This window comes from Marinomonas algae (genome assembly GCF_047525555.1).
Taxonomy (GTDB): Bacteria; Pseudomonadota; Gammaproteobacteria; order Pseudomonadales; family Marinomonadaceae; genus Marinomonas.
The window spans coordinates 91543-104440 of sequence record NZ_JBLIXK010000009.1; the positions used below are offsets into that span (position 1 = coordinate 91543).

Consider the following 12898-nt stretch of genomic DNA (forward strand, 5'->3'; position numbering starts at 1 on the left):
TTACTCTCCAGGAACAGCGAGTTGGATTTTCGCTACTTTACCTACACTTGCATTCCATTTCTCAACCCACTCTCCACCAGCACGCTCTGCCCATTCAGGCAATACAGTGTCGATCAGAATGCGTTTCGCCGTAAAAATGTCATCTGCACTTGGCTCAGCCCATGTCATGCTGTGGCTTGGGCCTCTTGCACAATCACCATTACCTGTTAGACAAGCAACGTCTTGATCAAGCTCAGCTTGAGCTGTGCTCCATACGGCTTTTTCGAATTTCTCAGACACTTCAGATTCTAAGAAAGCTTGGTCTTCAGGAGATAAATCGTTCCATTTGTCTAGGTTGATCGCTGTTACAACAGGATCCCAACCACCCAATGGCAATGTCATCAATGTGTCTGTCACTTCCCACCAGCCAGCACTGTAGCCAGAACCTGCGCCTGTTACGGCACAATCCACTACGCCACGCTGCAATGCACCAGGCACTTCACCAAAGCTGATATTGACACTTTGTGCGCCTAGTGCGTCTAGGAATTTCGCAGTCATACGACCAGAGGCACGAATTTTTAAGCCTTCTAGATCGGATACTGACGATACATCACCTTTACAGAAAACCACTTGCGGTGGGTAAGGAACAATCGCCAATACTTTTGAATTGAATGTTGTTTCATAAATTTCATCGACCATAGGGCGAGCGGCCTCTATCAGTCTTTTGGCTTGCTTTGCAGAACTCGCTAGCAAAGGCACATCTAAACCTTCTAATGCTGGCGCATCGGCTACTGCATAATCGCCGGATGTCATCGCAACATCAAAAACACCATCGCCTAACATACGGAAAACATCGCCAGTACCAATGCCCATTTGGTCATGGGTTGTCATAACGACTTCAAACTCGTCTTTGCTATCACTTGGCAGAATGTCTGTCCAAAAAGGCTGTTCGTATTGCTTATAAAGCGGGAGGCTACTCCAGCTACCAACAACGGAAAAGGATTCATCAGCAAGGGTTTGGCTCGATGCAAAAGCGCCAAGTAACGCTAGAGGAATGCCTTTCATGAGGAAATTTGGTTTGATCATTTTCGTGTCCTATCTTTTGTGAATTTGTTTGTACAAATCTTTTTTATGTACCTCAAAAGACAAAATGAGGGGTCATCTTTAAAGAGGCTAAATTCAGTGTTAAACGACAGAGCGATAAAGTCAATTCGCTATTTTCTTTCTAAAGTGATAAAAAAAACAGATCACTTTGCAAACTGGAGCCTCATAAATGAACTTTGACCAACTCAAAACCTTCCTTTGGGTCGCAAGGTTAGGTGGTGTTCGAAGAGCGGCAAGAGAGATGAATTTATCCCAGCCGGCCATATCAAGCCGCATTTCAGCTCTGGAAGATCATTTAGGGGTCAGATTATTTGACCGCCAAAAAAACGGCTTAGTGTTAACCAAAGAAGGCATTTTATTGCGCTCCCATGCAGAGCAAATTGAGCGCTCTGTTTCGCAAATTAAAGCGGAACTCACACCGTCAGAAGAGGTAAAGGGCACATTAAGAATTGGCGTGGCCGAAACCATTGCGCAATCTTGGTTATCGGAGTTTTTGTCCGCTCTACGAAAACGCTACCCAAAATTGGTTGTCGAACTTTCAGTTGATGTCAGTATTCATTTGCGTGATCAACTGCTCAGCCATAACATGGATTTGGTGTTTTTAATGGGGCCATTATCTGAAGGCAACGTGGAAAACATCATGTTCCCGCCTTTTCGATTAGGTTGGTTTTGCCAACCGAGCATGGACAGCCATGACTTAGGAAGCGTGCCTATTATTTCTTTCTCACGCTTGTCTCGGCCGTATCAAGAGTTGATCTCTGAACTAATGCAACGTTATCAAGAAATCGGTCAGGTGTTTCCTTCCACCTCCTTGTCCACCAGTTTTGAAATGGTCGCCTCTGGCATCGGTGTCGGCGCCCTGCCTGTGCAGTTGGCAAAACGCTACGTTGAAAGCAATCGCTTAAAAGCATTCGACCCGGGTTGGGCTCCTGAAGACTTGGTTTTTACCGCATCGTATTTGAACGACCCAAAAGACCACATTGCTAGCGAAGCGGCCAGTTTGGCCTTATCTGTCGCCAACGAGTACGATCAAAGAACTGCCGACATCTGATACATCCTTGTGATGTATTTTTCCATGAGTGTTACTAGGTATTTATTATGACCATCAACATTTCTTCTCTTAATGATAAACAGCGTTTTGAATTACAAAATGACAGCGTCACCATGAAAGCTGTGGTGACAACAGGGAATGGCGGTTATGAAAAGTTAGAGTATAAAAATGTTCCCATTCCGGCGCTCAATGAAGGAGAAGTCTTGTTGCAAGTCTTAGCGGCAGGCGTCAATAACACAGAAATCAATACGCGCATGGGTTGGTACTCGTCTTCCGTCACAAAAGGGACGAGTGATTTAGAAGGCGACGAAGAGGAACGTAGTCGGCAGAAGTCTGACGGCGGCTGGAATGGCGCAACGCCTTTTCCCTTTATTCAAGGCACAGATTGTTGTGGTCGAGTTGTGGCTGTTGCTTCCGAAAAAGATAAAGCGTTATTGGGGAAACGATCATTGGTGCGAGCTTGCTCACGAACGCAAGGCTGGGAATCGAAAGAAAATATTTGGATGGCTTCAGATTACGATGGTGCGTTTGCGCAATTCGTTAAAGTGCCTGCCAGCGAAGTCTTTCCAATCAACTGTGATTGGACGGATGCTGAGTTAGGCACGATTCCTTGCGCTTACGGAACAGCAGAAACCATGTTACACAGAGCCAATGTCTCATCTAAAGATCATGTGTTGGTGATGGGCGCATCTGGCGGCGTTGGTTCTGCTGTTGTGCAACTTGCTAAACGTCGAGGTGCAAAAGTAACCGCAATATGTGGTCGAGATAAGTTTCGGCAATTAGCTGATATTGGTGCCGATGCACTGATTGCTCGCGATGAAGATTTAATAAAAGCCTTAAGTGTGAATAGCATAGACGTGGCGATTGATAATGTCGCTGGCGATGCTTTCGGTCAGGTCATTGAAGTGCTAAAGCGAGGTGGCCGATATGCGTCCTCTGGCGCCATCGCTGGCCCCGTTGTGACATTGGATATGCGTCAGTTGTATTTAAAAGACCTCACTTTGTTTGGAAGTACTGCATGGGACGAGCCCGTTTTTCCTAGTTTGGTGAACTACATCGAACAAGGAGAGATCAAACCTTTATTAGCACGAACCTTTGATTTGGCTGATATTGTTCAGGCTCAAAAGCGTTTCACTGAGAAAAAACACGTTGGTAAATTTGTTCTCCTTCCACCTTCACTAAATGATCAACAAATGCATTATATTCGTGAGAACTACCCCATAACTGTGCCAGTTTCGTCTTAATTCTCTTCTGAAAAGCAGCGACTTAATAAAATCATATCGTTTTGGCCTCACTCTTTGATAAAAAAAATTGATCAAATTATCTAAAAAAACACGATTAGACTTTTTGTTTCAGAGAGGTCTACTCTTGAGCAACTTAGTTAAACAAAAATAGCTCCATACGATTCATCCAATGAATTGATGAGAGTGCAGAACCAATACTGCGAAATTCATAATTAAATAAACTAAAGGAACAAAACTATGTTGAAACTAACCAGCGCGTTACTTATTGGTGGGCTTGTTTCCACTGCCAGCTTTGCAGCTAAGTGGCACATGCCAACGCCTTATGGTGACGGTAATTTACCTACTCAAATTGCTTATGATTTTGCTCAAGAAATCAAAGACAAAACCAATGGCGAGCTAGACATCACAGTTCACTCTGGCGCTTCTTTGGTGAAACACACAGAAATTCCACGTTCTGTAAAAACGGGACAAGTACAAATGGGTGAAGTATTCCTAGGTATTTTAGGGAATGAAAACCCAGTTTATAAACACGATAACATTCCATTTTTAGCAACAACTTATGAAGACGCTAAAAAATTATGGGAAGCCGCAAAACCAGCTGTTAAAAGACGCCTTGATCGAGACGGCATGGTGCTTTTATACACTGTCGCTTGGCCAGCTCAAGGTCTTTACAGCAAAGAGCCAGTAAACAAACTGTCTGATTTAGCCGGTTCTAAAATGCGTGCTTACAGCCCGTCTACTTCTCGTCTAGCAGATCTAATGGGTACAACGCCAACGACAATTCAAAACCCAGATATTCCTCAGGCATTTAGTACTGGCATCATTCAAGCCATGGTGACATCGCCTTCTACTGGTGTCACAAGCCAAGCTTGGGATTATGTAAATTACTACACAGACATCAAAGCATGGGTTCCTAAAAACATTGTTGTTGCCAACAAGAAAGCCTTCCGTCGTTTAGATAAAGAAACTCAGCAAATCATCATGGATGCGGCAGAACACGCAGAAGCAGAAGGTTGGGCGAAGGTCGTTGCTCGTGCTGATAAAGACACACAAATCTTGATTGATAATGGCATGACAGTATCTGAGCCTTCTCCAGAATTGCTGAAAGAGTTGCAAGCCATTGGTAAAACTATGACTCAAGAGTGGAAAGAAGAAGCGCCGAAAGACGTTGGTACTATTCTTGGAAACTACGAAGGTTAATATTTCTTGGCTGTAAATTAAGCCAAGAATGTTTCTATTGTCCTCCCTTCACTGTCTAGTGCTCTTTATTAAAAGAGTGCTAGACAGTATTTTTAAGACTCTGTATTCAAACAACAATACTGTTTACTGTTAACACTCCCTTTTCGAAAAAGTGACATACTATGAGCCGAATTAAAGACAAACTCTATCTATGCTCGGGCCTGCTCTCTGGCTTCTTCATCGTCGTTATTACCTTGTTGCTACTAGCGCAAATCATCGGCCGTTTCTTCAACTTTATTGTGCCATCCGCTGAAGACTTTGCTGGTTTCGCACTCGCTGCATCGACTTTTTTAGGTTTGGCTTACACTTTTAGAGAAGGTGGTCATATTCGAGTAACGCTGGTGATTCAGCGTTTTTCACCTCTGCCTCGCAAAATACAAGAAGGCCTAATTCTTACACTCTCATTGGCTTTGCTTTGTTATGTGTCTTACGCCTGTTCATTCATGGTGTACGAATCTTACATTTACGATGAAGTCTCTTACGGTTATGTACCTGTGCCGCTATGGATTCCTCAAGTGCCTGTCGCAGTCGGTGCCATTGCATTAACATTGGCAATATTCGATGCTTGGATTGACGTGATTCGAGGCAAACAACCTGATTATGTAAAACAAGAAGACGCCTTGTCGTTGGAGGAAATCTAATGGACATGATGTGGATTTCAATCTTGTTAGGATTCGCCCTATTCGCGTTACTCGGCTTAGGCGTTTGGGTTTCATTTACTCTCATTGCGATTGGTGGTTTAGGGCTAATCTTGTCCGAGAATTATCAAATCGATTTGCTGTTCGCCACTTCCAGTTGGGGCGCCAGCACCGCTTGGTCTTTGACCGCATTGCCACTTTTCATCTGGATGGGTGAAGTGCTATTTCGCACACGTTTATCTGAAGATTTGTTCAAAGGTTTGTCACCTTGGTTAGGTGGCGTTCCAGGCAAACTGTTGCATGTAAATATTCTGAGCTGTGGCATTTTTGCTGCGGTGTCTGGTTCCTCTGCTGCAACGGCCGCAACCATAGGTCGAATGACACTACCAGAGCTTCGCAAACAAGGTTACAGCGATCGTATGGCGATCGGTACACTCGCAGGATCTGGTACCTTGGGTTTGCTGATTCCGCCTTCTATCATACTGATCGTTTATGGCGTTGCGGCTGAAGTTTCCATTGCGCGCTTGTTCATTGCGGGTGCATTACCTGGCTTATTACTGGTGTCGCTATTCATGGGTTTCACCATGATTTGGGGACATTTGCACAAAAACGAATTACCAAAAACCACAGGTCACGAAACCAGCTGGGCAGCTCGTGTGAAAGGCTTGCGTAAGTTGCTACCAGTAGTCGGCTTAATTGGTTTTGTTTTAGGCTCTATTTATGGCGGATTAACTACACCAACAGAAGCCGCGGCGATCGGTGTTACTGGCGCATTGGTTTTAGCAGCATTCACAGGATCATTAAGCCGACACAGTTTTATGGACAGCTTACTTGGCGCGGTAAAAAGCTCCTGTATGATTGGCTTCATTCTTGTTGGTGCGCATTTCCTAACCCTTGCGATGGGCTTTTTAGGCATCCCTAAAGCCTTAGCAATTTGGATCGGCGATATGTCATTGTCACCAATGGAGTTGATCTTATATCTCACGGTTTTATTCGTGGTATTGGGTTGTTTCTTAGATGGAATTTCCGTTGTTGTTCTAACGGTTGCGGTTATCTTGCCAGTGATTCAAGCTGCAAACATTGACCTACTTTGGTTCGGTATTTTCATCGTTTTAGTGGTCGAAATGTCGCAGATAACACCGCCCGTTGGCTTCAATCTCTTTGTCATACAAGCCCTCACGGGGAAAAATATTTTATACGTTGCAAAAGCCGCGCTGCCTTTCTTCTTGTTGATTGGCGTGGCGATTCTTTTGATCAGCGTTTTTCCAGAAATTGTGACTTATTTGCCGACAACCATGTCGCAAAATTAGTCACGTATTAATGATTTATTAGCAGGAACTCAAAATGAAATTAAATTGCGATATGGGTGAAGCCTTTGGCGCATGGAAAATGGGCTTAGACGACAAGATAATGCCGTTTGTGGATCAGGCAAACATTGCCTGCGGCTTTCATGCTTCTGACCCTCTCACCATGGCAAAAACCGTTGCTCTGGCAAAACAAAATAATGTAACGATTGGCGCACATCCCGCGTATCCAGATTTGGTCGGTTTTGGCCGTCGTAATATGGACATCGCACCCGCAGAATTAAAAGCCATTATTCAGTACCAAGTTGGCGCATTAAAAGGCATTTGTGAAAGCCAAAACACTCAAGTGGATTATGTAAAACCACACGGTGCGTTATACAACACAATGATGGCAGATTTTTCTGTGCTAGAAACCGTTATGCAAGCCGTGAGTGAACTGGATGCAACTATTCCATTAATGGTGATGGCAGTTCCTGAAGCACCAGAAATCAAGAAGATGGCGAAAAAGTACGGCATTGATGTTTGGTTTGAAGCCTTCTCTGATCGTTTATACACAGACGAAGGTCGCCTGACACCGCGTAAAGAGCCAAGAGCCGTTCACGCTACGTTTGACTTGATCGAGAAGCAAGTTGAGCAGCTGTGCGAAACTGGCACACTCACAACGGCATCGGGTAAAACATTGGCGATCCACGCCGACACTATTTGCGTTCATGGCGATGGTGACCATGCACTGGAAGCCGTTACTCGCATTCGTACTTTGGTAGACCGTTTAAACAAGGCTAACTAGAACTCAATATGAGCACAGTAAATCCAATTGCATTTCCGAACATTGAAATGGTCAGCAATCAGGCTTGTCTGCTGAGTTTTTGTCAGGTGATTAGCGAAACCACCTCCAACTACATTGCGCAGGTCACACAGCATTTAAAATCGTTAGACGGCATTGTGGATTTGGTGCCGTCTTACACCACTTTATTGGTGGTGTTTGACGATGATCACTACGACCGTTTCGTGATATGTAAAACCATTCGCGAAACCATCGAAGCCATTGATCCAAATGATTTCGCGCTAGAAGACCATCGCGAAGTGGTGATTCCTGTGTATTACGGGCCAGAAGTTGGCCCCGATATTCAGGACGTTGCTGAACATTGCCAGCTAAGTATGGAAGAAGTCATCAAGCGTCACAGTGAAACCACTTATCGAGCCTATGCCATTGGTTTCACTCCTGGCTTTGCCTTTTTGGGCAACACACCACAAGAGCTCCATGTTCCGCGTAAAACCACACCAAGACTAAAAGTTCCTATTGGCAGCGTTGCACTGGCAGAGAACCAAACCGCGGTTTATCCAAGCGTGACACCCGGTGGCTGGCAGATTATCGGCCGCACGCCAGTACAGCTTGTGGATTGGGGAAGTGAGAATCTTGCCTTGATCGCCATGGGAGATTCAGTAAGATTCGAGCCCATCTCAAGAGATGAATTTTTAGTATTAGGAGGCCAGCTCGATGGCTTTTAAAGTAATCAAACCCGGTTTATTGGCACTGGTTCAAGACTTAGGGCGTCATGGTTATCAGTCCCTTGGGTTAACTACAGGCGGACCAATGGACGAAATGGCGTTTCGTTGGAGTAATGCGTTACTTGATAACGACACCAATAGCGCGCAAATTGAAATCACATTCGGTATGTTTTCTTTAGAAGCGCAAGCCGATACCAGTATTGCCATTACAGGCGCGGATCTTGGCGCGACTTTAAACGACAAAAGCATTTCCCCTTGGCGCAGTTACGCAATCAAAAAAGGCGATGTTCTAGCATTCCACCAGCCAGTTTGGGGATTGCGCGCTTATCTCGCCGTGAAAGGCGGTTTTTTGTGTGAGCCCACATTAGACAGCGTTGCTACTGTTATGCGTGAAAAGATCGGTGGATTGACAGGGAAAGGCGACAAATTGCAGAAAGGTGACATGCTCAAGTATCAACCTTTTACTCATAATCAAGATCGCGCGGTACCAAGACTGGCCATTCCTAATTACGGCCAAACAGAAATCCCTGTGATTTTGAGTTATCAATATGAGTCTTTTTCGACCTTGGAACGGGCTAACTTCTTTTCTAGCGATTATCGGGTTTCGGGTAATTCCGACCGCATGGGTTATCGATTAGAAGGCAAAGTCATTAGCAGTGATTTGAAAGGAATTATTTCGGAAGGCATCGCTTACGGCGCCATTCAAATACCTAAAGACGGACAACCTATTGTTTTGCTAAGAGACAGACAAACCATTGGCGGTTATCCGAAAATCGGTTGTGTAACGCGCTATGGTGGCAGCATTTTATCTCAGCAAAAACCAGGCGATGTTATTCAGTTCACACCTATTACCGTTGACCAAGCAGAGCATGAACGACACTTACAAATGTCGAGACTTGCCCAGTGGCGTTAGCCTAAAGCCTGCGCCTTTTAACTTTCCTAGTATCGTGTTTAGAACCGTATTATCATGATACGAAATCAAGCTAAGTAAGACAGTCTTAGTATCTTTCAAAGATTAAATGCGATGATTCTCACATGATAAAGTTAAAAGGCTTCACCAGTAACATAGTCCACCATGACCGTCAGTTAGATCATAACGACAACCCCATTCATACGCCGATTTATAACTCTGTTCCTTATGGTTATAAAAGCACAAAAGACCTAGAAAATGTGTTCCAAGGCAAAACGTCTGGTCACAGTTATGCGCGCCAAGCGACGCCAACAACAGACAGTTTGCAGTCGATGATCAGCCAGACTGAATTAGGTATCGGCAGTTTAGTGTTCGCAACAGGAATGAGTGCTTTAAGCGCTATTTTCTTAACCTTGCTAAAAAGTGGCGATCACCTGATTGCCAGCCGATACTTATTCGGTAACTCCTACAGCTTAATCACCACCTTGGAAAACTTTGGTATTGAAGTAACCTTGGTAGACGCGACAGATGCAGACAATGTGATTGCTGCGAAGCAAGACAACACGCTCATGGTCTTTGTTGAAACCATCGCGAATCCTGGGACTCAAATTTCAGATTTAGTCGCCATCGGCAACTGGTGTGAGCAGGAAGGTTTGGTCTATTTAGTGGACAACACTATGACTTCGCCTTATTTGTTCCAGCCGATTAGAGCCAAAGCCAGCTTGGTGATGAACAGCTTATCTAAGTATTTTTGTGGTCACGGCACGGTTCTGGGTGGCGCAGTAACAGACACAGGTTTATTCGATTGGTCTAATTACCCAAATATTTTCGATGCTTATCGAAAAGGCGATGAAAGCAAATGGGGATTGACTCAAATTAAGAAGAAAGCCTTGCGAGACATGGGCGGCACTTTGAGCTCTGATGGCGCTTACCAAATCGCTGTTGGTTCAGAAACCATGGCACTGCGTATGGATAGGTCTTGTGCGAACGCACTGGCTCTCGCACAATTTTTACAATCTCACGACAAGATCGAAGCCGTTTACTATCCTGGGCTGGCGTCACATCCTCAGCATCAAAAAGCCAGCGATTGGTTCAGACATTACGGCAGCATTCTTAGCTTTGACCTAAAAGAGGGTTATGACTGCGCACAGCTATTAGATGCAATCGACATTACAATCAATGCCACTCATTTGGGTGATAACCGAACACTTGCTTTGCCAATGGCGAGCACCATTTTTTATGAAATGGGTCCGGAAAACCGCGCAAAATCTGGCATCAGTGAACAGATGATTCGCTGCTCTATCGGCATTGAAGATACAGACGACCTATTAGAAAGCTTTAAATTTGGTTTAGATCAAGTTTAATCTCGCTCAACACTCAATATGGATCGTCCGATTCTAAAAAGCCCCAAGCCTTTATTTATAAGGGTTTGGGGCTTTTTTATTGTATTTTCAATCTGCAAAAGCAAGGTGATAGTTTTTAACAATCAAAAGTAATAAAAATAACAATTTCATCAAATCGAAACTTTCCCCTAATATAACTCTCGTTGGTAACGCACTTACACAAATTCTTATTTAGGAGATACACAATGATCAACACTCAACTTAAGCCATTCAACGCAACTGCATACAAAAATGGTGAGTTCGTAGAAATTTCTGAAAAAGACGTTCTAGGCAAATGGTCTGTGTTCTTTTTCTACCCAGCTGACTTCACATTTGTTTGCCCAACTGAACTTGGCGACGTTGCAGACAAATACGAAGAACTTCAAGCACGTGGCGTAGAAGTATTCTCTGTATCTACAGACACTCACTTCACTCACAAAGCTTGGCACGACAGCTCTGACACTATCGGTAAAATCAAATACTTCATGGTAGGCGACCAAACTGGCAACATCACAAACAACTTCAACGTGATGCGTGAAGGTCAAGGCCTTGCTGACCGTGCTACTTTCTTGATCGATCCAGAAGGTACTATCCAAGCAATGGAAATCACTGCTGAAGGTATCGGCCGTGACGCTGAAGACCTACTTCGCAAAGTGAAAGCTGCACAATACGTAGCGGCTCACCCAGGTGAAGTTTGCCCAGCGAAATGGAAAGAAGGTGAAGCGACTCTTGCTCCTTCTCTAGATCTTGTTGGCAAAATCTAAGACAACACCTCCTGTTGTTGGGTGCATTTCGCACCCAACATCGGGCTTTGCCTAGGTCTTGGATAAAGCCCTTATTTATTATTTTCGGAATGCGGATTTCAAGCCCTTTATTAGCTTGGTATGGATTCTTGCACCCGAAACTTACAGTAATCCCTCAGTCTTAACGGGTTAAACATTATGTTAGAAGCAAATTTAAAACAGCAACTGGGCGCATACCTAAAGAATATCGTTAATCCGATTGAAATTACTGTGTCCACAAATGGTTCAGAAAAATCAACAGAATTACTTAGCTTGGCTCGTGAAATCACAGAGCTTGAAAGCGGCAAAATTACATTGACTGTAGACGAAAAACCAGCGGGTCGTGCGCCACAAATGGCAATCGCTCCTAAAGGTGAAGCACCTCGCGTGCGTTTTGCAGGCATCCCAATGGGCCACGAATTTACATCTTTAGTGTTGGCCTTGTTGCAAGCTGGTGGTCATCCATCGAAAGCGGCACCAGAATTACTAGAGCAAATTAAGTCTCTAGACACAGAATTAAACTTTGAGGTGTACATTTCCCTCTCTTGCCACAACTGCCCAGACATTGTGCAAGCAACAAACTTGATGGCGGTATTAAACCCGAAAGTTACCGCAACCATGATTGATGGCGCGTTATTCCAAGACGAAGTAAACGACTTGAATATCATGGCGGTTCCGTCTGTTTATCTAAACGGCGAACACTTTGGCCAAGGTCGTATGACATTAGAAGAGATTCTAAACAAAGTAGACACAGGCGCTGCCGACAAACAAGCCGCTGCGTTAGCGGAAAAAGCCCCATACGATGTATTGGTTGTAGGCGGTGGCCCAGCGGGTTCTGCAGCAGCTATCTACTCAGCGCGTAAAGGTATCCGTACTGGTATCGTGGCAGAGCGTTTTGGTGGTCAAGTAGCTGATACTATGGCGATCGAAAACTTCATCTCTGTGAAAGCAACAGACGGCCCGAAATTGGTCGCTGGTCTTGAGCAACACGTATTGGATTACGATGTTGATCTAATGAAAACGCAAAAAGCGGTTCGCTTAGAGAAGAAAGAGTTCGTTGAAGTCGAGCTAGAAAACGGCGCAATCTTGAAGAGTAAATCCGTTATCTTGGCGACTGGTGCTCGTTGGAGAGAAATGAACGTTCCTGGTGAGCAAGAATACCGCGGTAAAGGCGTTGCTTACTGCCCACACTGTGACGGCCCACTGTTCAAAGGCAAGAAAACAGCGGTAATTGGTGGTGGTAATTCCGGTATTGAAGCGGCTATCGACCTTGCTGGTATCGTTGAGCACGTAACCGTACTTGAATTTGGTGACACTCTACGCGCTGACGATGTCTTGGTTAAAAAAGCAGAATCTCTGCCTAACGTAACCATCATCAAAGAAGCGATGACAACAGAAGTAATCGGCGATGGCGAACGTGTGATTGGTTTGAAATACACAGACCGTCGTACAGACGAATCTCATCTTGTTGATGTAGCCGGTATCTTCGTTCAAATCGGTTTGGTACCAAACAGTGAGTTCTTGAAAGACACACTACAATTGAGCAACCGTGGTGAAATCGTTATCAACGCACACGGCGAAACTTCCATTCCGGGTGTCTTTGCAGCGGGTGACGTGACAACAACACCATACAAGCAAATCATCATTTCCATGGGTGGCGGCGCAACCGCAGCACTTGGCGCATTTGATTATTTGATTCGTAACTAACTTTTTGTTGAGTGGTGAATCATCACTCAACAGCGCGTTCTACCGACAA

At 44.6% G+C, this 12898-nt stretch carries 12 protein-coding genes; 11 read left to right on the plus strand and 1 reads right to left on the minus strand.

Annotated elements, in window-relative coordinates; all coding sequences use genetic code 11:
• Positions 1-1065, minus strand: a complete 1065-nt coding sequence (locus ACMUMQ_RS12410) for a TRAP transporter substrate-binding protein (RefSeq protein WP_414682304.1) — start codon at positions 1063-1065, stop codon at positions 1-3.
• Between the two features lie 187 nt (positions 1066-1252).
• On the opposite strand from ACMUMQ_RS12410, the gene ACMUMQ_RS12415 reads away from it, so the two are divergent.
• From ACMUMQ_RS12415 to ahpF, 11 genes are all read left to right on the plus strand, one after another.
• Positions 1253-2134, plus strand: a complete 882-nt coding sequence (locus ACMUMQ_RS12415; RefSeq protein ID WP_414682305.1) for a LysR family transcriptional regulator — start codon at positions 1253-1255, stop codon at positions 2132-2134.
• A 47-nt stretch (positions 2135-2181) separates the two neighbouring features.
• Positions 2182-3378 (plus strand): alcohol dehydrogenase family protein, encoded by a 1197-nt coding sequence (locus ACMUMQ_RS12420; protein WP_414682306.1) that lies wholly within the window; start codon positions 2182-2184, stop codon positions 3376-3378.
• Between the two features lie 237 nt (positions 3379-3615).
• Complete coding sequence (locus ACMUMQ_RS12425) at positions 3616-4578, plus strand: TRAP transporter substrate-binding protein (protein ID WP_414682307.1); 963 nt, start codon at positions 3616-3618, stop codon at positions 4576-4578.
• A 161-nt stretch (positions 4579-4739) separates the two neighbouring features.
• On the plus strand, positions 4740-5258 hold the full coding sequence (locus tag ACMUMQ_RS12430) for a TRAP transporter small permease (protein WP_414682308.1): 519 nt from the start codon (positions 4740-4742) through the stop codon (positions 5256-5258).
• On the plus strand, positions 5258-6565 hold the full coding sequence (locus ACMUMQ_RS12435; RefSeq protein ID WP_414682309.1) for a TRAP transporter large permease: 1308 nt from the start codon (positions 5258-5260) through the stop codon (positions 6563-6565). Before ACMUMQ_RS12430 ends, ACMUMQ_RS12435 begins: the two co-directional genes overlap by 1 nt.
• 34 nt (positions 6566-6599) lie before the next feature.
• Positions 6600-7346 (plus strand): 5-oxoprolinase subunit PxpA, encoded by a 747-nt coding sequence (locus ACMUMQ_RS12440; RefSeq protein ID WP_414682310.1) that lies wholly within the window; start codon positions 6600-6602, stop codon positions 7344-7346.
• 8 nt (positions 7347-7354) lie between these two features.
• Positions 7355-8068 (plus strand): 5-oxoprolinase subunit PxpB, encoded by a 714-nt coding sequence (gene pxpB, locus ACMUMQ_RS12445; protein ID WP_414682311.1) that lies wholly within the window; start codon positions 7355-7357, stop codon positions 8066-8068.
• The gene (locus tag ACMUMQ_RS12450) at positions 8058-8981 is read left to right on the plus strand and encodes a 5-oxoprolinase subunit C family protein (protein WP_414682312.1); all 924 of its coding nucleotides are present in this window, start codon (positions 8058-8060) and stop codon (positions 8979-8981) included. Before pxpB ends, ACMUMQ_RS12450 begins: the two co-directional genes overlap by 11 nt.
• A 122-nt stretch (positions 8982-9103) precedes the next feature.
• Entirely contained in the window at positions 9104-10342 is a 1239-nt protein-coding gene (locus tag ACMUMQ_RS12455) for a cystathionine gamma-synthase family protein (protein ID WP_414682313.1), read from the plus strand.
• A gap of 224 nt (positions 10343-10566) precedes the next feature.
• Complete coding sequence (gene ahpC / locus ACMUMQ_RS12460; protein ID WP_414682314.1) at positions 10567-11124, plus strand: alkyl hydroperoxide reductase subunit C; 558 nt, start codon at positions 10567-10569, stop codon at positions 11122-11124.
• Between the two features lie 177 nt (positions 11125-11301).
• Entirely contained in the window at positions 11302-12849 is a 1548-nt protein-coding gene (gene ahpF / locus ACMUMQ_RS12465) for an alkyl hydroperoxide reductase subunit F (RefSeq protein ID WP_414682315.1), read from the plus strand.
• Positions 12850-12898 lie beyond the last annotated feature (49 nt).